Raw genomic sequence first — 22021 nt, 5'->3', positions numbered from 1 at the left:
AGCGTACGATGGAAGTTCAGGCGCTGTTAATTACGTTTCGAGAAGTGTTAGAAGCTTTGCTTATCGTCGGGATTATTACGTCTTATTTAAAGCGGGTCAACCATACGAAATATACGAAATACGTATGGCTTGGCGCCGGATTGGCGGTTGTAGCAAGCGTCGGAGTGGCGCTTCTTTTCCAAGTCGTGTTTACTGGTTTTGCAGCGATGGGAAGCGAGATGTATTTAAAAATTTCAATTATGTTCATTTCAACGATTTTGCTGACGCAAATGGTGTTTTGGATGGCGGAACATAGTCGGGATATGAAAAAAAACGTCGAAGGAAAAATGGATCGCTTTATTACGACCGGAAACGTCATTGGCATGGTCATTCACTCGTTTTTAGTCGTGCTTCGTGAAGGAGTCGAAACGGTCTTTTTCTTTGCGGCGATTACCGGTGGAAACATCGGCGCAGCGATGCAGGGCTGGGGCGCCATTACCGGTGTAGTGATTGCGGCATTAGTAAGTTACGTCTTTTTCAAAGGAACGATGCGTGTACCGTTAAAAACGTTTTTTAAAGTGACTGGCGCGTTTATTATTTTGATTGCTGCTGGTCTATTAGTTCAAGGGATTTCTATGTTGCAAGATTTAAACATCATTGGAAGCGTGATGCCGCGTGTGTACGATTTAACATGGCTGTTGCCGGAACACCCGATTGATTATGACCATTATTTGCGCGATCAAGGAGTCGCACCATTGTTATCCGGAGATGTGGGTGTCTTTTTGAAAGCGTTGTTCGGCTATTCGTCCATGCCGTCGCTGGAAGAAGTGATTGCGTATATTGGCTATTTTGTCGTCATTTATTTGCTCATTAACAGTCGTCATGCCAAAAACACCAAAAAAACAGAGCAGGAAAACGCAAATGCTCAAGCGCCTAAACCGAAAACAAAACACGTCATTTAAGTACAAGGCAAGGGCTGTCTTGTACTTTTTCGCTTATAAGGGTGGGAATGATGCGTAAATATTTTCTGGGAAATCATCGATATATGTCGTATTTTGGATTAGGAGTGCTTTTTTTGTTGTTTTTCGCAGAAATTAAATATGCAAGTCCGTATGCTGCGTCATGGGATCAAGTCGATTTTGCCCTTGCGTTAGATCGGTACGATTTATTGGCGATGCAACCCCATTTTCCAGGATACCCTTATTTTATTTTGGGCGGGATGCTCGTTCATGCGTTTGTGGAAAATCCGGCTAAAGCATTGTCCATTTTTAATGTGTTCATGCTATGGTCGGCGTCGATCCCGATGTTTTTACTAGCCAAAAAGTATGGGGCAAAAGAGGTGGCATGGCTCATTACCGTTCTCATTCAATCAGCGAGTTACGTCGTGTTGATCAGCAGTCAACCGATGTCAGAAGGGACGGCATTATCCGTTTTATGGTGGTATGTGTGGGCGGTGGAACGGGCACGGGAACACAAAACGTGGCGTTCTCATCTGCTCGCGCTTTTCTTTTTCGGTCTTTTGCTCGGGATCCGGCTTTCATATGTCCCGTTTGTCGTTGCCCTTTTCTTTTTATGGTACGAAGATTGGAAGGAGCATCGCAGCCTTCATCGCTTGTTTGGCTTCGTGCTGGTCGCAACGGCATTTCAGCTCGTTTGGGTGATGGGAGTGGCGTTGACGGAAGGGAGTATATCGGGTTTTTTGAAATTGGCGCTATCTTTTACAAACGGACATTTTCAAGAGTGGGGCGGAACGGTATCGAGCGACGATGGATCGCTTTGGCAACGAATGATTCGTTTTTTGTTTTATAATGTGATTTGGGTCGGAATTGCCAACCGCTCGGTCGTGTTGCTCGTTTTATATGGATGGATGTTCATTTCATCTGTTCGCTCTATCAATCGGTTCCCGCGCTTGTTTCTAGCTGCTGCGTGTGCTTATGCGCTTTGGGCGCTGTTTGCGCAAAATATTGATAAGCCGCGTCATATCATTCCACTCGTGCATTTTGCGTTGTTTTATGTCTCGTTTCACTATTTGGCGCGAAACGAATCTCCATATAGACGACTATTCATTAGCGGGGTTGTCATTGTACAGTTGGTAGTCGGCATCGCCCATATTCGTGAACAGGCGTTACAGTTGCCAGCGACGTATCAATTAGCATATGATTTACAAAAGAAAGACGAATCGTTTGTTTTATACACATGGGAAGAAGCGAGGGTGCTCGACTATCTTGGCGTCGCGTTTCCGTACCAAGAAGCATTGAATTTTTCATTTTTTTTACAGCACCGCGCTAACTATCAACACGCGAAAATTTACTTGACTGATCATGTTGTTCAAGGATTTCGCGCGCAAGGAGTGCCGCTTGCTGGCCATTTGCGAAAAATAAAAACGTATTATTCTAGTACGCTGGCCGACCCTGTGTATGGTAACATTACGTTGTACGAGTGGATAGACTAAACAGTGGAGTGGTTATGATGCATGATCACTTAAAAGAAAAGCTGGCTGTTTTGCCGGAACAGCCTGGCTGTTATTTGATGAAAGATAAAAACGGAACGGTCATTTATGTAGGGAAGGCAAAAGTATTAAAAAACCGAGTGCGTTCGTATTTTACCGGAACGCACGATGGGAAAACGTTGCGCCTTGTCAACGAAATTGCCGATTTTGAATACATTGTGACTTCCTCCAACATCGAAGCGCTTATTTTAGAAATGAATTTAATTAAAAAATACGATCCGAAATATAATGTCATGTTAAAAGATGACAAAAGCTATCCGTTTATTAAAATTACCGCGGAACAACATCCACGCTTGATTATCACAAGAAAAGTGCAAAAAGACCGCGGCAAATATTTCGGACCGTATCCGAACGTCCAAGCAGCGAAGGAAACGAAAAAACTGTTAGACCGTATTTATCCGCTGCGCAAATGCGAATCCATCCCGAATCGGGTATGCCTGTATCATCATATGGGTCAATGCTTAGCGCCGTGCATCTACCCGATTTCCGACGAACAAAACAAAGAAATTGTCGACCAAATTGTTCGTTTTTTAAACGGAGGACACCAAGAAGTCAAAAAAGAGTTGACGGAAAAAATGAGGAAGGCAGCGGAAGCGTTAGAATTTGAACGGGCGAAAGAATATCGTGACCAAATCGCCTATATTGATGCGTTGATGGAAAAGCAAAAAATGACGATGAACGACTTTGTCGATCGGGATGTGTTCGGATACGCTTACGATAAAGGGTGGATGTGCGTGCAAGTGTTTTTTATCCGCCAAGGTAAGCTTATTGAGCGTGACGTTTCCATATTTCCGTTGTACCAAGATCCTGACGAAGAACTGTTGACGTTTTTAGGACAGTTTTATGAAAGAGCCAACCACTTGAAACCGAAGGAGGTCGTTTTACCGCAAGAAGTAGATGGCGAGTTGGCGGAGCAGCTTCTCGAAGTCAAAGTGACGCAGCCGAAAACGGGAAAGAAAAAAGAATTAGTCGATTTAGCTTGCAAAAATGCCGCGCTTGCGTTAAAAGAAAAATTTTATTTAATTGAGCGCGATGAAGAACGAACGATTAAGGCGGTTGAAAATTTAGGGAAAGTGTTAGGAATTGCTACGCCGCATCGAATTGAAGCGTTTGATAATTCCAACATTCACGGCGCTGACCCTGTTTCAGCGATGGTCGTTTTTATCGACGGAAAACCGGAGAAAAAAGAATACCGTAAATATAAAATTAAAACGGTCGAAGGTCCCGACGATTATGAATCAATGCGCGAAGTTGTACGCCGCCGCTACACTCGTGCGCTAAAAGAGCGGTTACCACTTCCAGACCTCATTTTCATTGATGGTGGAAGAGGACATTTAGCCGCCGTTCGGGATGTATTAGAAAACGAACTGGGGCTTGAGATTCCGCTTGCCGGCCTTGTAAAAGACGACCGGCATCGCACGTCGGAATTAATCACGGGAGATCCGCCGCAAACCGTTCCGCTAGCGCACAATAGCCAAGAATTTTATTTATTGCAGCGCATTCAAGATGAAGTGCACCGATTTGCCATTACGTTTCATCGGCAAACGCGCGGAAAATCGCTGTTTCAATCGATATTGGACGACATTCCAGGCATCGGTGAGAAACGAAAAAAAGCGCTTTTGCAACACTTTGGTTCCGTGAAACAGATGAAAGAAGCGAGCATCGAAGAACTGCAAAATGCAGGCGTTCCGCGGCATGTGGCGGAAAAAGTGTACGAAAAACTGCGGGAAAATGGAAGATAGAGCGCGAAAGGAAACAGCGGCAGCTACTATGACAAAAAACGTATTGTCAAACGGAACAAAAGTTGATATAATTCACCTAAATGAATATTTATACACTTTCAAACACGAAAGTGAAGATAGAGGTGCGAACTTCAAAAGTAGGCATTCGGAGGAAAATGAGTTCCGAAGAAGAATGTTGAAAGGGGAGCGTCGCCGAAGTGGGGAAAGTCTCATTGCTTTTCCTGCTGGTCCTGCGTTTAAGAAATGTAGGACTGTCAAGATGTTTCATCTTGGAGCGCTATCTCACTGTGTGAAGCGAGTTTGCTTTTTTTTCGTTTCGTGATGCACAGCAATGAGAGGCCTCTCATTGCTGTTTTTTATTTTCTATACCGGTATAGAATACACATCTTAGAACAAAGGATGAGGAGAATGGCAACTATTGTTCAAAAATTTGGCGGAACGTCTGTTGGTTCCATTGAACGAATTCAAAACGTAGCTAATCGAGTAATCGAAGAGGTAGAAAATGGAAATTACGTCGTCGTCGTTGTTTCCGCGATGGGCAAGACGACGGATGAACTGGTGCAACTTGCTAAGCAAATATCGAGCCAGCCGAGCAAGCGAGAAATGGATATGCTTCTTTCTACCGGCGAGCAAGTAAGCATTGCGCTTTTAGCGCTGGCGCTGCAAGAAAAAGGATATCAAGCGGTTTCTTTAACAGGCTGGCAGGCAGGGATTCAAACGGAAGCGGTTCATGGCAACGCCCGGATTATGGAGATCGATACGTCGCGGATTCGTCAATATTTGCAAGAAGGAAAGATCGTGATCGTCGCCGGATTTCAAGGGATCACGGAAAATGGAGAAATCACGACGCTCGGCCGCGGTGGTTCCGATACGACGGCAGTGGCGTTGGCAGCGGCATTGCAAGCAGATAAATGCGATATTTATACCGATGTAACAGGGGTATTTACAACTGATCCGCGCTATGTCAAACAAGCGCGAAAATTACAAGAGATTTCATACGATGAGATGCTTGAATTGGCGAACTTAGGAGCGGGCGTCTTGCATCCGCGCGCGGTGGAATTTGCGAAAAACTATCAAGTGCCGCTCGAAGTCCGTTCAAGCGTGGAACAAGAGCGAGGCACGATCGTAAAGGAGGACGTTTCAATGGAGCAGCATTTAATTGTAAGAGGTATCGCGTTTGAAGACCAAGTGACAAAAGTGACGGTTCAAGGGCTGTCGAAAGGGTTATGGACGTTGCCGACGATTTTTACGGCATTGGCAAACCGTGGCATTAACGTCGATATTATCATTCAAAGTATGACAAACAACGACACAACGTCTGTATCATTTTCCATTCGCACGGAAGATTTGCAGGAAACGTTGGAAGTATTGCAGTCATGGCAAGGAGTGAAAGTGGAGTACGAAAGCCAGTTAGCAAAAGTGTCGATCGTCGGGTCTGGCATGATTTCCAACCCAGGCGTCGCTGCGCAAATGTTTCAAGTGTTAGCGGACTGTGGCGTTGAAGTGAAAATGGTTAGCACATCAGAAATTAAAATTTCTACTATCATTGCCCAAGAAAAAATGGTCGCAGCGGTAGAAGCGCTGCATGAAGCGTTTCAACTCGATGAAAAAGCGGTCGTCAGCTCTTAAGCAAAGCATCGTGCTTCGACTGTCGGAAACCCGACAGTCGAAACACTTTTACTCAGTGACTTCGTCTTTGCGATCCCACTTAATCGTAAAAATGACTTTTTTAGCTCGCTTTTTTTGTTGTTCGTATGCTTCGGCGACACAACGTTTTTGCTGTTCGATTTGTTGGGCGAGAAATCCGGCTTCTAGCTGAAACGAGCAATTATCGTTGATGGACATGCGGGCGGTCACGATGGCCCCTGTTAATTCTACTTCTAGTTCATCGTTGCGCTCCTTAGTGGCGGTGAGCGTTCCCCAGCCAGCTTTTTCAAAAAAGGCGATGATCTCGTCGAACGTGTCGAGCGGATAGCGGCGCGCTAACCGCTTTCCGGCCCAATATAAAATGCTAGCCGTTTCTTTTCCGAGCAAATCCGGAAGCAACACTTCGCGAAGGAGCTCATAGCCGAAGCTGGGCACTGTAATCAGTTCGAGCGTTTCATATTGCTTTTGAAATGATACGTTTTTCACATACTTCCCCTCTTTCTATCCATCATTATAGCCGAACAAACCGGAGAAATCAGTAATTTTCTTTCGATTTTTCCCCGGTTATTGTTGCAATTTTCGAATGATTGAACATTTTATGAACTCGTTTTCTTGACGCTACTACTAGATGGGAGTACAATGGATGTGACGTATGATTAATGGAAATGGAAGCATTTACAGTTCCGTTAATCAAGGAGTGTGGATGGGGAGTGCGCTTTCTTCGTTGTCACTATATTTAAAAAGGGGGTTCATTATATGGCAGGAAATCGCGAATTTTTTTATCGTCGGCTCCATTCATTGCTAGGAGTTATTCCAGTCGGTATTTTCTTGACGCAACATTTAGTCGTCAACTATTTTGCAACAAGAGGTCCAGAAGCGTTTAACCGTGCGGCATCATTCATGGTTAATTTACCTTTCCGTTATTTTTTGGAAATTTTCATCATCTTCCTTCCGTTACTGTTTCACGCTATTTACGGACTTTATATCGCTTTCACAGCACAAAATAATGTGAGCAGATACGGTTATTTCCGCAACTGGATGTTCATGTTGCAGCGCTTGACAGGTGTGATTACGCTTATTTTCGTGACGTGGCACGTTTGGGAAACACGCGTGCGAGCAGCGCTTGGAGTGGAAGTAAACTACGACATGATGGCTAACATTGTGGACAACCCGTTCATGCTTGGCTTTTACATCGTCGGAATTGTTTCAACTGTCTTCCATTTTGCAAACGGCTTATGGTCTTTCTGTGTGAGCTGGGGACTTACGGTTACGCCACGTTCACAACAAATTTTTACATATGTGACAATGGCAATTTTCGTCGCGCTTTCGATCGTTGGCATCCGTGCCATTTTAGCATTCGCTTAATCCACGACTAGCAATCTTTTAGGGAGTGAGTAACGATGAAAAAAGGAAAAATCATAGTAGTTGGCGGCGGTCTCGCCGGACTAATGGCAACCATTAAAATCGCAGAAGCAGGTGTGCCAGTCGAGTTGTTTTCGCTTGTGCCAGTAAAGCGGTCTCACTCTGTTTGCGCTCAAGGTGGGATTAACGGTGCGGTGAATACGAAAGGGGAAGGCGATTCTCCGTGGGAGCACTTTGACGATACAGTATACGGTGGCGACTTTTTAGCGAACCAACCGCCAGTAAAGGCGATGTGTGAAGCAGCACCTGGAATTATTTACTTGCTAGATCGCATGGGCGTCATGTTCAACCGTACGCCTGAAGGGTTACTAGATTTCCGACGTTTCGGGGGAACGCAACATCACCGCACAGCTTTTGCTGGCGCGACAACAGGACAGCAGCTTCTTTATGCGTTGGACGAGCAAGTTCGCCGTCACGAAGTAGCTGGTTTAGTGACAAAATATGAAGGATGGGAGTTTTTGGGTGCCGTATTAGACGATGAGCAAATTTGCCGCGGAATTGTAGCGCAAAACTTGACGACGATGGAAATTAAGTCGTTCCCGGCAGATGCAGTCATCATGGCGACAGGCGGTCCAGGGATCATTTTCGGGAAATCAACGAACTCGATCATTAATACAGGTTCAGCTGCATCGATTGTATACCAACAAGGCGCGTACTACGCGAACGGCGAGTTTATTCAAATTCACCCGACGGCGATTCCAGGGGACGATAAATTGCGCCTCATGAGCGAATCGGCACGTGGGGAAGGTGGACGCGTCTGGACGTACAAAGACGGAAAACCTTGGTATTTCTTAGAAGAAAAATATCCGGCTTACGGAAACCTTGTGCCACGCGATATCGCCACTCGGGAAATTTTCCATGTTTGCGTGGACTTAAAGCTTGGTATTAACGGCGAGAACATGGTATATCTCGATCTTTCACATAAAGATCCAAAAGAATTAGATGTTAAACTTGGCGGGATTATTGAAATTTATGAAAAATTCATGGGTGAAGATCCGCGCAAAGTGCCGATGAAAATCTTCCCAGCAGTCCACTACTCGATGGGCGGCTTATGGGTCGATTACGATCAAATGACAAATATTAAAGGGTTATTTGCTGCAGGGGAATGCGATTATTCGATGCACGGTGCGAACCGTTTAGGTGCGAACTCGCTTCTGTCGGCGATTTACGGCGGCATGGTCGCAGGTCCGAAAGCAGTGGAATATATTAGAGGATTGGAAAAATCAGCAGATGCGATGCCTTCTTCTTTATATGACCGCTATAAAAAGCAAGAAGAAGAGCGTTGGGATAACATCTTGTCGATGGACGGAACGGAAAACGCCTATGTCCTCCATAAAGAGCTTGGCGAATGGATGACTGATAACGTGACGATTGTCCGTTATAACGATAAATTGTTGAAAACAGACGAAAAAATCCAAGAATTGATGGAGCGCTATAAAAACATTAACATCACCGATACAGCCAAATGGAGCAACCAAGGAGCATCGTTCACTCGTCAGTTGTACAACATGCTTCAATTGGCGCGCGTCATTACGCTCGGTGCTTATAACCGGAACGAAAGCCGCGGCGCTCACTATAAGCCGGAATTCCCAGAGCGCAATGACGAAGAATGGCTCAAAACGACGATGGCCCGCTTCACTCCAGACGGCCCAGCGTTCCATTACGAAGATGTCGATACGTCGTTAATTAAACCGCGCAAACGCGACTATTCGAAAAAGAAAGAGGAAGTGAAATCATGAGCGAGAAAAAAACGATTCGCCTCATTGTCACGCGACAAGATCGTCCAGATTCTGCGCCGTACGAAGAGGAATTTGAAATTCCGTATCGTCCGAATATGAACGTCATTTCCGCGCTTATGGAAATTCGCCGTAATCCGGTGAACGCGAAAGGGGAAAAAACGACGCCGGTTACGTGGGATATGAACTGTTTAGAAGAAGTGTGCGGTGCTTGCTCGATGGTGATTAACGGAAAACCGCGCCAATCCTGTACAGCTCTTATCGATAAGTTAGAGCAGCCGATCCGGCTAGAGCCGATGCGCACGTTCCCAGTGGTGCGCGACTTGCAAGTGGACCGTAGCCGCATGTTTGATTCGTTGAAAAAAGTAAAAGCATGGATTCCGATTGATGGAACGTACGATTTAGGTCCTGGCCCGCGCATGCCAGAGCGAAAACGCCAATGGGCGTACGAGCTTTCGAAATGTATGACGTGCGGGGTTTGTTTGGAAGCATGCCCGAATGTGAACAGCAAATCAAACTTTATCGGTCCTGCACCGCTTTCGCAAGTTCGCTTGTTTAACGCTCATCCAACAGGTGCGATGCATAAGGCAGAAAGACTTGAAGCGATCATGGGAGACGGCGGTCTAGCAAACTGCGGAAACTCGCAAAACTGCGTGCAATCTTGTCCGAAAGGGATCCCATTAACGACATCGATTGCGGCGTTGAACCGTGAAGCAACGATTCAAATGTTCCGCAATTTCTTCGGAAGCGACGAAGTATAAAAAAACCCTCTTCATGGCCTCCCATGAAGAGGATTTTTATTAAGGGGGAGAGAAGGATGAAAAACATTAGCTATATCGATCATTTCGAACAATGGCAACGATCGTTCCACTTTTTTCGTCGCGTGAAAGTTCGTTTTTGCGAAACAGACATGTTTGGCCATTTAAATAATACGGTCCCGTTTATTTATTTTGAAGAAGTGCGGACGGAATTTTTGAAAGCGCTCGGCTTTATGGATCAATGGACGCGTGAGGAGTCTGAGGAAATTCCGGTTGTTGCAGATTTAAAGTGTGATTTTTTAAAACAAGTGTTTTTTGACGATGAACTATATGTATACGTCAAGGTGCATGAAATCGGTCGTTCATCTGTCGATTTGCACTATATGGTCAAAAAAGACGATAAGGAAGTTGTTTTAGTGGGACGCGGTACCCTTGTGCAAATTAACAAGCGTACAGGAAAAAGCGTTCCATGGAACGACGTCATGCGACAAAAACTGCAACATTCGCAATCGGTTTTATTCGTATAGAAAAAATACCTATTTTTCTAGGAGGATTTTGAAATTCAGTCACCGTAACCCTCCGTTTCACATACTATATGGTGAATAAATACCCATCCGATAGTTCAGGTCTGGTGAAAGCAAGGAGGGTTATCGTACTTGAAGGACAAATCGTTTCAATCAAAGCCACTACTCACCAAAAGAGAAAGAGAAGTGTTTGAATTATTAGTTCAAGATAAAACGACAAAAGAAATCGCCAGCGAACTGTTTATTAGCGAAAAAACGGTCCGTAACCACATCTCGAATGCAATGCAAAAGCTTGGGGTAAAGGGGCGTTCTCAAGCGGTCATTGAATTGCTTCGAATGGGGGAGCTTGAACTATAAGCCATACCGGCTATCCTTAGTCATAAGGTAGCCGGTTTATTATTGTCAAAATATCTTTTCAACTGTTTGAGGCCAGCTACACGATGAGGTGACGGAAAAACAAAATATCGCAATCATCCATACGCTTAGGATTTTTTTATTGATTATATGATGAAGTGTAGTAAAATGAAAATGGTTCGCGTGTTGCTTGCGTGGCTATGAAAAAGTGCGTACTCTATAGGGGAGATTATATGCCGCTTGAGATCGATGAAAAAGCCGTCATTGAACTTGAAAAATCGTTACGCTATATCGCGGCGATTTTAAAACAAAAAGGCCGAGAAATTTTAACGAACTATCCGATTACTCCGCCACAATTTGTCGCTTTACAATGGCTTTTAGAAGAAGGAGATATGACGATTGGCGAGCTATCCAATAAAATGTATTTAGCGTGTAGCACGACAACGGATTTAGTTGATCGGATGGAGAAAAACGGTCTTGTTGCCAGAGTGAGAGACCAGCACGACCGACGCGTTGTGCGCATTCATCTCCTTAAAGAAGGAGAGCGAATTATTGAAGAAGTGATTAAAAAACGTCAGCACGATTTAGCGCAAGTTCTCAAAAGCTTCTCAGAAGAAGAAATTGTTTTTTTAGAAAAAAGCTTAAAAAAACTACATCAAGAAATGAAAAAAGAATGAGGCGATCACTTGGAAAGACCAATTGGTGTTATCGATTCAGGAGTTGGGGGGCTTACTGTTGCGAAAGAAATGATGCGACAGTTGCCAAAAGAGCGAATTATTTATCTCGGAGATACGGCGCGTTGCCCATACGGCCCGCGTCCAGAAGAAGAAATTCGCCAATTTACTTGGGAAATGACCAATTATTTGTTGCAGTATGATATTAAAATGCTTGTTATCGCGTGCAACACAGCGACAGCGGTAGTGTTAGAAGAAATTCGTGCAAAACTTCCAATCCCTGTCATCGGTGTTGTGCATCCCGGTGCGCGGGCGGCGCTAAAAGTGACGAAGAACGAACATATCGGTGTCATCGGCACTGTTGGGACGGTTAAAAGCGGCGCGTATGAGAAGGCGTTGAAATCGATCAATAGTCAAGTTCAGGTGGAAAGCTTAGCGTGTCCAAAATTTGTTCCGCTTGTAGAAAGCGGAATTTTTGATGGAGCGGAAGCGAAACAAATAGTGGTAGAGTCGCTTGAGCCGTTGAAATCGAGCGATATTGATGTGCTGATTTTAGGTTGTACGCATTACCCGTTGCTAAGCCCGCTCATTCACGAATACATGGGGAAAAAAGTGAAGCTCATTTGTTCAGGGGACGAAACAGCCCGCGAAGTGAGCGCCATTTTGCATCATAGCGGCTTGTTGAATACAGGAGAGCGACGTGACGACCATTTGTTTTTAACTACTGGGCCGAAAGAACTGTTTCAAAAAATTGCTTCACAATGGTTCGGAAAGCCCGTTGAGAACGTCCATACGATTGAATTGTAAAAAATCCTTCAGCCAGTCGGCTGGAGGATTTTTTTTATTCTATTTTTGAAAACGGCTCGTATACATAGTAGTACAAACTATGGTTAGGAGGGAATTGGATGGTGAAGCGACGAACATCTAAGCTAGTCACCTCAATTATCGTTTCAGTCATATTGCTTAGCGGTTGTGGACTATTTGGAAAGGATCAGTCGATTAAAGAAATCGATCCACCGCAAGATGTCAGTTACTTAAAAGATAGTCAGTCACTACAACAAACAAAAGACACCAACACAGCGGAGCAGAAAGATGCAAAGGCAACCGAAACGGTGAAGCGGGAGCTTTACTTAATTGATAAAAACGGTTTCGTTGTGCCACAAACGCTTTCTTTGCCAAAAACCGATGCGGTTGCTAAGCAAGCGTTAGAATATTTAGTCGAGGGAGGACCGGTAACAGATATGCTGCCAAACGGGTTCCGGGCCGTTCTTCCTGTTGACACTCGCGTTTTAGGGGTGAAACTTGAACAAGATGGATCAATTATTGCGGATTTCTCCCCAGAGTTTGCCCGCTACAAACCGGAGGATGAACGGAAAATTTTAGAAGCGATTACGTGGACGCTGACGCAATTCGATAACGTCAAAAAAGTAAAAATCCGGATTAATGGCCACGATCAATCGGTCATGCCAGTGAACGGCACTCCAATTCAAGACGGGGTGAGCCGAGAAGATGGAATTAACATCGATACGAGCGGTGTCGTCGATATTACGAATACGCATCCGGTTGTCGTCTATTTTGTTGCCCAGCAAGGAGAGCAAATGTATTATGTACCGGTGACCCGCCGCATTCCGAACCAACAGAAAGACGATATTGTAGCCGCTGTTAATGAATTAGTGAAAGGACCGACTTATGGGAGCGGTCTTGTCAGCGATTTTCAACCAGATGTGCAACTTATTAGCCAGCCGTCTTACGAAAATGGGAAAGTTACGTTGAATTTTAATGACGCGATTTACGGCAGCAATAAAAAGCACGTCATTTCAGATCATGTGCTAAACGCTCTCGTTTTGTCGCTTACGGAACAAAAAGGGGTGGAAAGCGTGGCCATTACGGTGAACGGAAAAGCTGATCTTGTCCGAGAAGACGGGAAAACACTTTCGGAACCGGTAACGAGACCAGAAAATGTGAATACAGGTAGTTTTTAATGCTATAATATGCTATAAAAAGAGGTAGACTGCTCTACCTCTTTGTTATTTATTTTGTCGATTTGATTAAGGGAGGCTTTTTATGCGAGTGGACGGAAGAGAAAGTAGGCAATTGCGGCCAGTACATATTGAAACGAATTTTATTAAACATGCGGAAGGGGCAGTGTTAATTACAGTCGGTGATACAAAAGTGATTTGTACGGCTAGCATCGATGATAAAGTTCCACCGTTTATACGCGGTGGCGGAAAAGGATGGATTACGGCTGAATATGCGATGTTGCCGCGCGCAACCGAGCAACGAAACGTGCGTGAATCGAGCAAAGGAAAGTTGTCGGGAAGAACAATGGAAATCCAGCGGCTTATTGGCAGAGCGCTTCGTTCGGTCGTGGATCTAGAAAAGCTTGGCGAGAAAACGATTTGGATTGATTGTGATGTCATTCAAGCGGACGGTGGTACGCGCACCGCATCGATTACAGGAGCATTTGTTGCGATGGTACTGGCCTTTTCCAAGTTGATGGAACAAAACAAAATATCAGAGCTTCCGGTGACGGATTTTCTCGCTGCGACGTCTGTAGGTATTGATCCGCAGCATGGTGTGATCCTTGATTTAAACTACGTGGAAGACTCGCAAGCAAAAGTCGATATGAATGTCGTTATGACAGGTTCCGGCCATTTTGTCGAGATTCAAGGAACCGGAGAAGAAGCCACTTTTTCTCGAAGTGAGCTGCAAGAACTACTTGAAACAGCTGAATTAGGAATTCGCCAGCTGATTGACATCCAGAAAGAAGTGCTAGGACCGTTAGCTCATTCCATTCAAAATCGTTCAACAGAAAGTGTGAAAAAGTCATGAAAGAAGTCATTATTGCAACGAAAAACGCTGGAAAAGCCAGAGAGTTTCAAGCGTTGTTAGAGAAAAAAGGAGTAACGGTTAAAACGTTGCTTGATTTTCCGAATAGTCCTGATGTTGAGGAAACAGGCAGCACGTTTGCGGAAAATGCTCGATTAAAAGCAGAAACGATCGCTCGTTATTTTCAGACGATAGTCATTGCTGACGACTCTGGCCTTTCGGTCGATGCGTTAGGCGGAAAGCCAGGAGTGTATTCAGCGCGTTATGCGGGAGAGGAAAAAGACGATCAAGCGAATATCGCTAAAGTGCTGAAGGAAATGGGAGGGATTCTTTTCGAGAAACGGACCGCTCGCTTCCATTGCGCGTTGGCTGTCGCCGTTCCGAATGGCCCGACGACCATTGTCGAAGGAACGTGTGAGGGATATATAACGGAAGCGCCAAAAGGAGAAAACGGGTTCGGTTATGATCCGATTTTTTACGTTCCGCAAAAAGGAAAAACAATGGCGGAATTGACGCAAGAAGAGAAAAACAAAATTAGCCACCGCGCCGTTGCATTGGCGAAATTGGAGAAACAGTGGGATCAAATAGTGAATGGGGAATAAAAATGAAAGTATTCATTGTAAGCGATAGCCACGGTTTAACAAAAGAACTGATCGAGATTAAACAGCGCCACGCCTATGAAGCAGCTGCGTTCATTCATTGCGGTGACTCGGAACTATCTAGCGGCTGTGCCGAATTAGAACCATTTATCTACGTCGGCGGCAACTGTGATTTTGATAGGAACTTTGCCAAAGAACGAACAGAAGAAATTCAAGGAATTCGCTTTTTCATTACGCACGGCCATCTTTATAACGTAAAAATGACGTTGATGAACCTTTACTACCGTGCCCAAGAGGTAGGCGCAAAAGTCGTTTGCTTCGGCCACTCACATATCGCTGGAGCAGAGATGATCAACGGTATTTTATTCATTAACCCCGGTAGCATTCTTTTACCGCGCATGCGAAAAGAAAGAACGTATGCGTCGTTGCAAATCGAAAGTGGACAAGCGATCGTTCGTTTTTATGACCTCATCGACGGACAAGAACTGCTGGACTTAAGGAAAACATTTACGTTTTGAGCGGGAATACAACTCCCGCTCTTATTGACTTTATCCCCTTGCTTCCGTATAATAAAAACTGTCTTTGATGGCAATATTCTAGTATTAAATACTATGTCTCTATGTCCCAGTAGCTCAGCTGGATAGAGCAACGGCCTTCTAAGCCGTCGGTCGGGAGTTCGAATCTCTCCTGGGACGTTAGAAAAGTCCTTCTTTCCAAATAAAAGGAAAGAGGGCTTTTTTGTTTATAACAACTTAAATCAACGGCGCCTATTTATAGAAAAAATTACTAAACTACATTTGCGAGAACGATACATGTAAAACGATTATAAAAAAATTTTTTTCACCGCTCATCCCTTGATATTATCGGATTGTAAGCGCATTCAAATATTCCGATGAATCGAAATATTCAAAAAATAGTATTGACTCTTCCTTATTTTGGGCTTATTATAGTTTTCAAATAAATCAAACGAATCAAAAGAGACATACGAAGAGGGCGCACATAGCAAGGGAAGAGGGGAAAAACATTGAGTGAGCAATGGATCTTTTTAAACGATGAGTTTGTGACGAAAGAAAACGCCAAAATTTCTGTTTATGATCACGGTTTTCTGTATGGGGATGGGGTGTTCGAAGGCATCCGTGTCTATAGCGGCAACGTCTTTCGTCTGAAAGAACATATTGACCGCCTGTATAACTCAGCCAAGTCTATTTTACTGAACATTCCTTACACAAAGGAAGAAATGACCGATTTGATTGTGCAAGCTGTACAAAAAAATAAATTTCAAGATGCCTACATTCGCGTCGTCGTTTCTCGTGGTGTCGGCGATTTAGGATTAGATCCGTATAAGTGTCCGAAACCGCAAGTGGTTATTATTGTTGAGCCGCTAGCGATCTTCCCGAAACATTTATATGAAACAGGAATCGAAGTGGTGACAGTCGCGACGAGACGAAATCGCCCGGACGTTTTAAGTCCGAAAGTGAAATCGCTGAACTATTTAAATAACGTTCTTGTCAGAATCGAAGCGCATCTAGCGAACGTTAGCGAAGCGTTAATGCTTAACGACCAAGGCTATGTTGCAGAAGGCTCTGCCGATAATGTCTTTATCGTCAAAAATGGCGTGCTTTATACACCGCCAGGCTATGTCGGAGCGCTTGAAGGAATTACGCGTGATGCGATTATCGACATTGCGAAAGAACTTGGCTATGTCGTAAAAGAAGAACCGTTTACTCGTCACGATGTATATACGGCAGACGAAGTATTTTTAACAGGAACAGCAGCAGAAGTCATCGCGGTTGTGAAAGTAGACGGACGCACGATCGGCGATGGTGTGCCTGGTGTTCACACGAAGCGGCTACTTGAAGCGTTCAGACAGCGCGTCGTTTCCGAAGGTGTGAAAGTATACCAAACGAACGTCAACGTCGGCTAACGCACAATGACAAAAAACATAAAGTGAAAGCGTTGAAGAGGATAAGTAATCAGTGGGAAAGGAATCTACAGAGAGCCGGGGGAGCTGGAAACCGGTGGTTCCGCCGCTTGATGAACTCACCTCTGAGCGCCAACTTGAACGCATAAGCTAGTAGAGTTGGCCGGGTGGAGCAATCCACTCGTTACTAAAAAGAGCGGCTGGCGATCAGTTGCTCATGAGGTGGTCGTATGACCATGAAGAAGGGTGGTACCGCGGAAAGGAAGCCTTTTCGCCCCTTTGGCCGAACAATGAGGCCATGGTGGGTGAAAAGGTTTTTTTCATTGTTTCAAAAATATAAGGAGGAAGGATGACGAATGGCGAATATGAAGGTAGAGGAAAAGCGGCAACAAAGAACGAAAATGAGCGGGGCTTTAATGCTCATTGAAGCGTTAAAAGCGGAGAACGTCGAAGTGATTTTCGGATATCCGGGTGGAGCAGTTTTGCCAATTTACGACAAACTGTATGATTCAGGTCTCTTTCACGTCTTAACACGTCATGAACAAGGTGCGATTCATGCGGCTGAAGGATATGCGCGTATTTCGGGAAAACCAGGAGTAGTCATTGCTACATCTGGTCCGGGGGCGACGAATATTGTGACAGGGCTAACCGATGCAATGATGGACTCGATTCCGCTCGTCGTTTTTACAGGTCAGGTAGCGTCCAACGTGATCGGCTCAGATGCCTTCCAAGAAGCAGACGTGCTTGGCATTACGATGCCAATTACAAAACATAGCTACCAAGTTCGCGACATTCAAGAGTTACCGAAAATCATTAAAGAAGCGTTTCACATTGCAACGACAGGACGGCCGGGTCCTGTATTAATCGACATTCCGAAAGATATGACCACAGCGGAAGGAGAATTTGACTACGAGCAAGACGTTCACCTTCCGGGATATCAGCCGACCATTCATCCGAACCACTTGCAAATTCGCAAACTTGTCGAAGCGGTCAGTCAAGCGAAAAAACCTGTTATTTTAGCCGGCGCTGGCGTTCTTCATGCCGACGCTTCGAAAGAATTGCAGCAATATGCCGAGCAACAACACATTCCGGTCATTCATACGTTGCTTGGGCTCGGTGGATTTCCGGCTGATCACCCGCTGTTCCTTGGCATGGCGGGGATGCACGGCACGTATACGGCGAACATGGCTTTATATGAATGTGACTTATTGATCAATATTGGGGCGCGTTTCGATGACCGCGTTACCGGAAACTTAAAATATTTCGCACCAAATGCGACAGTGGCGCATATCGACATCGATCCAGCCGAAATCGGCAAAAACGTGCCGACGAAAATCCCGATTGTCAGCGATGCGAAAGAAGCGCTAAAAGAGTTGATCCATCAAGACGGCAAGCGACCAGACACCACTGCATGGTTAGCGCAATTAGCAGAGTGGAAAACGAAATTCCCGCTCGCTTATCAAAATGATGCGCAAACGGTCAAACCACAAAAATTAATCGAAATGATTTACGAGCTAACAAACGGTGAAGCGGTTGTGACGACCGACGTTGGGCAACACCAAATGTGGGCAGCGCAATACTACAAATTTAATAAACCGCACCGCTGGGTGACATCCGGAGGTCTTGGTACGATGGGATTCGGACTTCCAGCAGCGATCGGGGCACAGCTAGCAGACAAAAACGCGACGGTTGTTTCGATCGTTGGCGACGCAGGATTTCAAATGACGTTGCAAGAGCTGTCCGTCATTCAAGAACTAAACTTGCCGATCAAAGTCGTCATCGTCAACAACCAGTCGCTTGGAATGGTTCGGCAATGGCAAGAAATCTTTTATGAAAAACGGTATTCTCACTCGCTCGTTCCAAACCAGCCTGATTTTGTCAAACTTGCCGAAGCATACAACATAAAGGCGTTTCGCGCAAAAACGGAAGAGGAGGCCAGACACGTATTAAAGCAGGCGTTTTCGCTTTCGGAACCGGTATTGTTAGATTTCCACGTAAAAGCGGATGAAAACGTCTATCCAATGGTAGCACCTGGAAAAGGATTGCATGAAATGGTGGGGGTGAAATCGTGCGAAGAATCATTACAATGACCGTAAATAACCGGCCTGGCGTACTGAACCGCATTACCGGCCTGTTTACAAAACGCCATTACAATATTGAAAGTATTACCGTCGGTCATACAGAAATAGAGGGCATTTCCCGGATGACATTCGTCGTCAACGTCGAAGATGAACGGACTGCCGAACAAATTACGAAACAATTAAACAAACAAATTGATGTGCTCAAAGTCAATGACATTACGGATCAAGCGATCGTTGCTAGAGAACTGGCGTTAATTAAAGTGGCAGTCAACCCAACGGTCCGTCAAGAAATTTATACGCTCATTGAGCCGTTCCGTGCTTCCATTGTTGATGTAAGCCGCGACAGCCTCGTCGTTCAAGTAACGGGAGAACCAGAAAAAGTAGAAGCGCTCATCGATTTGTTGAAGCCTTACGGAATTAAAGAAGTAGCCCGAACAGGTACAACAGCATTTACACGCGGCTCACAAAAAACAGCCGCCTCATATAAAACACCATTCATTATTTAAAAAGGAGAGATTCATCATGGCAAAAGTTTATTATAACGGAGATGCAAACGAACAATATTTACAAGCAAAAACAGTAGCAATTATTGGATATGGTTCTCAAGGTCACGCCCATGCGCAAAACCTTCGTGACAGCGGAGTGAACGTCATCGTCGGACTTCGCCAAGGAAAATCATGGGAACAAGCTGAAAAAGATGGGTTCCAAGTTCGCACCGTTCGCGAAGCAGCGAGAGAAGCAGATATTGTAATGATTTTGCTTCCAGACGAAAAACAACCAGTTGTTTATAAAAACGAAATTGAACCGGAATTGCAGCCAGGCAATGCGTTAGTATTTGCGCACGGCTTTAACATTCATTTCAACCAAATTGTTCCGCCAGCGGATGTCGATGTTTTCCTTGTCGCCCCAAAAGGACCAGGACATTTAGTGCGCCGCACATATGTAGAAGGCGCAGGCGTGCCGGCATTGATCGCCGTTTACCAAGATGTAACAGGTACAGCGAAAGAAACGGCATTGGCGTATGCGAAAGCGATCGGCTCTGCGAGAGCGGGCGTATTGGAAACAACGTTCAAAGAAGAAACAGAAACCGATTTGTTTGGTGAGCAGGCTGTCCTTTGCGGCGGTTTAACATCGCTCGTTAAAGCAGGCTTCGAAACGCTTGTTGAGGCTGGCTATCAGCCGGAAGTAGCGTATTTTGAATGTTTGCACGAACTGAAACTCATCGTTGATCTTTTATACGAAGGCGGTCTTTCGTGGATGCGCTATTCCATTTCCGATACGGCGCAATGGGGCGACTTTATCTCTGGTCCGCGCGTCATTAACGATTCCGTAAAAGCGGAAATGAAAAAAGTGCTAGAAGATATTCAAACCGGCAAGTTTGCGAAAGGTTGGATTTTAGAAAACCAAGCGAACCGTCCAGAATTTAATGCGATCAACCGCCGCGAAAACGAACATTTAATCGAAGTTGTCGGTCGCGAATTGCGGAGCATGATGCCGTTTGTGAAAGCCAAACAGAAAGATGTGGTGGTCTCTGGTGCGAAAAATTAACATTTTTGATACGACGTTGCGCGATGGCGAGCAGTCGGCAGGTGTGAATTTGAACTTGCATGAAAAACTAGAAATTGCCCGCCAGTTGGAGCGGCTTGGTGTCGACATTATCGAAGCGGGCTTTCCCGCCGCTTCAAAAGGTGATTTTCAAGCAGTCAAACAAATTGCTGAAACAATTAAAGGTTGTTCTGTGACCGGGCTTTCCCGCTCGGTCCAGAGCGATATCGATGCCGCTTGGGAAGCGTTAAAAGGCGGAGCCGAACCGCGTCTGCACTTATTTATCGCCACTTCTCCCATTCATATGGCGCATAAATTGCGGATGACGCCGGAACAAGTAGTGGAAGCTGCCGTTTCCGCCGTGAAATATGCGAAACGTTACTTCCCGATCGTACAATGGTCGGCAGAAGATGCTTGCCGAAGTGAATTGCCATTTTTGGCGGAAATCGTAACGAAAGTGATTGAAGCAGGAGCAAGCGTCATTAACATTCCAGATACCGTCGGTTACATTACACCGAAAGAATATGGGGAAATTTTCACCTTCTTAAGAAATAATGTTCAGAATATTGAAAAAGTATCGTTATCTGCCCATTGTCATGATGATTTAGGAATGGCAGTTGCGAATTCGCTCGCTGCGATTGAGCACGGCGCGACGCAAATCGAAGGAACGATTAACGGAATTGGCGAACGGGCCGGAAACGCAGCGCTCGAAGAAATCGCTGTGGCGCTCTATATTCGCAAAGATTATTACAATGCAACAACCCGTTTGAATTTGCAAGAAATTAAGCGAACGAGCAACTTAGTTAGCAAACTAACTGGCATGGTTATTCCGGCTAATAAAGCGGTCGTTGGAAAAAATGCTTTTGCCCACGAATCGGGCATTCACCAAGATGGGGTGTTAAAAGAAAAAACAACGTACGAAATCATCTCGCCGGAACTTGTCGGGGTGCAATCCAATTCGATGGTATTAGGAAAACATTCCGGCCGCCACGCATTGCGCAATCGGGTCGAAGAGCTAGGTTATACGTTATCGGAAGAAGAAATTAATAAACTATTTGTTCGGTTTAAAGAGTTGGCGGATAAGAAAAAAGATATTACCGATGATGACTTAGTCGCCTTGATTTTTGAAGAGAAGTTCGATCATTTCAAAGAGTTTTACCAACTTTTTTCGATTCAAGTCCAATATGGAACAAATCAAATTCCGACAGCGGTTGTTGTATTGACGGACGGACAAGGAAACGAGATTCAGGAGGCGGCAACAGGATCGGGAAGCGTTGAAGCGTTGTATAACACGTTAGAACGGTGCTTCCAAACCGATGTTACGCTATTAGACTATCGAATTGAATCGGTTAGCGGCGGAAGAGATGCGTTAGCGCAAGTATTCGTCAAAGTGAGGGCGAACGAAATTGAAACGAGCGGTCGTGGGACAGCACAAGACGTGCTGGAAGCATCGGCAAAAGCGTATATTAACGCCGTCAACCGCGTGTTTATGATCGAAAAAATGCGAGAGGAAAATAAGAAAAGCGAAAAGCGCCCAGCCTTGAGATGAGCGCGCAAGCCCAAGCAAAGCTTGGGCTTGCGTGGGCTATTTCAAAGAAGTGAACGCAATGTGTCGCCGCCAAAAGACGGGGCGAAGCGACTCGAGCCGATGGCGCTTGGAGCTAGATAACAGTTCAGAAATTTATATTTTCTTAAATAACG

21 protein-coding genes, 1 tRNA gene, 1 riboswitch and 1 other annotated feature are annotated in these 22021 nt (G+C 45.0%); of the genes, 21 read left to right on the top strand and 1 reads right to left on the bottom strand.

Going from position 1 to position 22021, the window contains the following annotated elements:
• Positions 1-8 precede the first annotated feature (8 nt).
• The 4 genes from M4I42_RS04385 (at position 9) to M4I42_RS04370 (ending at position 5859) form a co-directional block, all read left to right on the top strand.
• On the top strand, positions 9-941 hold the full coding sequence (locus M4I42_RS04385) for an FTR1 family iron permease (protein ID WP_268851028.1): 933 nt from the start codon (positions 9-11) through the stop codon (positions 939-941).
• 50 nt (positions 942-991) lie between these two features.
• Positions 992-2431, top strand: a complete 1440-nt coding sequence (locus M4I42_RS04380) for a nucleoporin-interacting protein (protein ID WP_268851027.1) — start codon at positions 992-994, stop codon at positions 2429-2431.
• Between the two features lie 17 nt (positions 2432-2448).
• Positions 2449-4230: an excinuclease ABC subunit UvrC gene (gene uvrC / locus M4I42_RS04375; protein WP_268851026.1), complete on the top strand. Its 1782-nt coding sequence runs from the start codon at positions 2449-2451 to the stop codon at positions 4228-4230.
• Between the two features lie 109 nt (positions 4231-4339).
• A riboswitch (Lysine riboswitch) is annotated at positions 4340-4518 on the top strand.
• Between the two features lie 120 nt (positions 4519-4638).
• Entirely contained in the window at positions 4639-5859 is a 1221-nt protein-coding gene (locus M4I42_RS04370; RefSeq protein ID WP_268851025.1) for an aspartate kinase, read from the top strand.
• 48 nt (positions 5860-5907) lie between these two features.
• Here the strand turns inward: M4I42_RS04370 and M4I42_RS04365 are convergent, their stop codons facing one another.
• Complete coding sequence (locus M4I42_RS04365; RefSeq protein ID WP_268851024.1) at positions 5908-6363, bottom strand: YslB family protein; 456 nt, start codon at positions 6361-6363, stop codon at positions 5908-5910.
• A gap of 270 nt (positions 6364-6633) precedes the next feature.
• On the opposite strand from M4I42_RS04365, the gene M4I42_RS04360 reads away from it, so the two are divergent.
• From M4I42_RS04360 to M4I42_RS04280, 17 genes are all read left to right on the top strand, one after another.
• A complete protein-coding gene (locus M4I42_RS04360; protein ID WP_268851023.1) occupies positions 6634-7242 on the top strand; it encodes a succinate dehydrogenase cytochrome b558 subunit in 609 nt (202 codons plus the stop codon).
• A 35-nt stretch (positions 7243-7277) separates the two neighbouring features.
• The gene (gene sdhA / locus M4I42_RS04355; RefSeq protein ID WP_268851022.1) at positions 7278-9038 is read left to right on the top strand and encodes a succinate dehydrogenase flavoprotein subunit; all 1761 of its coding nucleotides are present in this window, start codon (positions 7278-7280) and stop codon (positions 9036-9038) included.
• Positions 9035-9796 carry a succinate dehydrogenase iron-sulfur subunit gene (gene sdhB / locus M4I42_RS04350; RefSeq protein ID WP_268851021.1) on the top strand — a complete coding sequence of 254 codons (762 nt, stop codon included), beginning with the start codon at positions 9035-9037 and terminating at the stop codon, positions 9794-9796. The genes sdhA and sdhB overlap by 4 nt, the downstream gene beginning before the upstream one ends.
• A gap of 56 nt (positions 9797-9852) precedes the next feature.
• Positions 9853-10320 (top strand): acyl-CoA thioesterase, encoded by a 468-nt coding sequence (locus M4I42_RS04345; RefSeq protein WP_268851020.1) that lies wholly within the window; start codon positions 9853-9855, stop codon positions 10318-10320.
• Positions 10321-10449: 129 nt separating this feature from the next.
• The gene (gerE, locus tag M4I42_RS04340) at positions 10450-10674 is read left to right on the top strand and encodes a spore germination transcription factor GerE (protein WP_183253495.1); all 225 of its coding nucleotides are present in this window, start codon (positions 10450-10452) and stop codon (positions 10672-10674) included.
• Between the two features lie 230 nt (positions 10675-10904).
• Complete coding sequence (locus M4I42_RS04335; RefSeq protein WP_268851019.1) at positions 10905-11348, top strand: MarR family winged helix-turn-helix transcriptional regulator; 444 nt, start codon at positions 10905-10907, stop codon at positions 11346-11348.
• Between the two features lie 9 nt (positions 11349-11357).
• The gene (gene racE, locus M4I42_RS04330; RefSeq protein WP_268851018.1) at positions 11358-12152 is read left to right on the top strand and encodes a glutamate racemase; all 795 of its coding nucleotides are present in this window, start codon (positions 11358-11360) and stop codon (positions 12150-12152) included.
• Positions 12153-12250: 98 nt separating this feature from the next.
• A complete protein-coding gene (locus M4I42_RS04325) occupies positions 12251-13327 on the top strand; it encodes a GerMN domain-containing protein (protein ID WP_268851017.1) in 1077 nt (358 codons plus the stop codon).
• An 82-nt stretch (positions 13328-13409) separates the two neighbouring features.
• Positions 13410-14177 (top strand): ribonuclease PH, encoded by a 768-nt coding sequence (gene rph / locus M4I42_RS04320; RefSeq protein WP_268851016.1) that lies wholly within the window; start codon positions 13410-13412, stop codon positions 14175-14177.
• A complete protein-coding gene (locus tag M4I42_RS04315) occupies positions 14174-14776 on the top strand; it encodes an XTP/dITP diphosphatase (RefSeq protein WP_268851015.1) in 603 nt (200 codons plus the stop codon). The genes rph and M4I42_RS04315 overlap by 4 nt, the downstream gene beginning before the upstream one ends.
• A gap of 2 nt (positions 14777-14778) precedes the next feature.
• Positions 14779-15291, top strand: coding sequence for a metallophosphoesterase family protein (locus M4I42_RS04310; protein ID WP_268851014.1), 513 nt, complete (start codon positions 14779-14781; stop codon positions 15289-15291).
• A 103-nt stretch (positions 15292-15394) separates the two neighbouring features.
• Positions 15395-15468: transfer RNA gene (locus M4I42_RS04305), tRNA-Arg, on the top strand.
• Between the two features lie 329 nt (positions 15469-15797).
• Entirely contained in the window at positions 15798-16697 is a 900-nt protein-coding gene (gene ilvE, locus M4I42_RS04300; RefSeq protein ID WP_268851013.1) for a branched-chain-amino-acid transaminase, read from the top strand.
• A gap of 23 nt (positions 16698-16720) precedes the next feature.
• Positions 16721-16976, top strand: a binding site (T-box leader).
• Positions 16977-17050: 74 nt separating this feature from the next.
• Positions 17051-18784 (top strand): acetolactate synthase large subunit, encoded by a 1734-nt coding sequence (gene ilvB, locus M4I42_RS04295; RefSeq protein ID WP_268851012.1) that lies wholly within the window; start codon positions 17051-17053, stop codon positions 18782-18784.
• Entirely contained in the window at positions 18763-19281 is a 519-nt protein-coding gene (gene ilvN, locus M4I42_RS04290; RefSeq protein ID WP_268851011.1) for an acetolactate synthase small subunit, read from the top strand. The genes ilvB and ilvN overlap by 22 nt, the downstream gene beginning before the upstream one ends.
• Positions 19282-19297: 16 nt before the next feature.
• Positions 19298-20323: a ketol-acid reductoisomerase gene (ilvC, locus tag M4I42_RS04285; RefSeq protein ID WP_268851010.1), complete on the top strand. Its 1026-nt coding sequence runs from the start codon at positions 19298-19300 to the stop codon at positions 20321-20323.
• Positions 20310-21869 carry a 2-isopropylmalate synthase gene (locus tag M4I42_RS04280; RefSeq protein ID WP_268851009.1) on the top strand — a complete coding sequence of 520 codons (1560 nt, stop codon included), beginning with the start codon at positions 20310-20312 and terminating at the stop codon, positions 21867-21869. Before ilvC ends, M4I42_RS04280 begins: the two co-directional genes overlap by 14 nt.
• Positions 21870-22021 lie beyond the last annotated feature (152 nt).

The organism is Anoxybacillus sp. J5B_2022 (genome assembly GCF_026847645.1).
Taxonomy (GTDB): Bacteria; Bacillota; Bacilli; order Bacillales; family Anoxybacillaceae; genus Anoxybacteroides.
Note: the sequence above shows the minus strand (reverse complement) of the source record. Positions and strands in the feature narration are given on the sequence as shown.

What these genes read in the sequence shown, in the direction of transcription:
- M4I42_RS04335 (WP_268851019.1), top strand. Translation starts at nt 10,905, where the DNA reads ATGCCGCTTGAGATCGATGAAAAAGCCGTCATTGAACTTGAAAAATCG.
- M4I42_RS04370 (WP_268851025.1), top strand. Translation starts at nt 4,639, where the DNA reads ATGGCAACTATTGTTCAAAAATTTGGCGGAACGTCTGTTGGTTCCATT.
- sdhA (WP_268851022.1), top strand. Translation starts at nt 7,278, where the DNA reads ATGAAAAAAGGAAAAATCATAGTAGTTGGCGGCGGTCTCGCCGGACTA.
- M4I42_RS04345 (WP_268851020.1), top strand. Translation starts at nt 9,853, where the DNA reads ATGAAAAACATTAGCTATATCGATCATTTCGAACAATGGCAACGATCG.
- M4I42_RS04385 (WP_268851028.1), top strand. Translation starts at nt 9, where the DNA reads ATGGAAGTTCAGGCGCTGTTAATTACGTTTCGAGAAGTGTTAGAAGCT.
- M4I42_RS04310 (WP_268851014.1), top strand. Translation starts at nt 14,779, where the DNA reads ATGAAAGTATTCATTGTAAGCGATAGCCACGGTTTAACAAAAGAACTG.
- uvrC (WP_268851026.1), top strand. Translation starts at nt 2,449, where the DNA reads ATGCATGATCACTTAAAAGAAAAGCTGGCTGTTTTGCCGGAACAGCCT.
- sdhB (WP_268851021.1), top strand. Translation starts at nt 9,035, where the DNA reads ATGAGCGAGAAAAAAACGATTCGCCTCATTGTCACGCGACAAGATCGT.
- M4I42_RS04380 (WP_268851027.1), top strand. Translation starts at nt 992, where the DNA reads ATGCGTAAATATTTTCTGGGAAATCATCGATATATGTCGTATTTTGGA.
- M4I42_RS04325 (WP_268851017.1), top strand. Translation starts at nt 12,251, where the DNA reads ATGGTGAAGCGACGAACATCTAAGCTAGTCACCTCAATTATCGTTTCA.
- ilvB (WP_268851012.1), top strand. Translation starts at nt 17,051, where the DNA reads ATGGCGAATATGAAGGTAGAGGAAAAGCGGCAACAAAGAACGAAAATG.
- ilvC (WP_268851010.1), top strand. Translation starts at nt 19,298, where the DNA reads ATGGCAAAAGTTTATTATAACGGAGATGCAAACGAACAATATTTACAA.
- rph (WP_268851016.1), top strand. Translation starts at nt 13,410, where the DNA reads ATGCGAGTGGACGGAAGAGAAAGTAGGCAATTGCGGCCAGTACATATT.
- M4I42_RS04315 (WP_268851015.1), top strand. Translation starts at nt 14,174, where the DNA reads ATGAAAGAAGTCATTATTGCAACGAAAAACGCTGGAAAAGCCAGAGAG.
- M4I42_RS04360 (WP_268851023.1), top strand. Translation starts at nt 6,634, where the DNA reads ATGGCAGGAAATCGCGAATTTTTTTATCGTCGGCTCCATTCATTGCTA.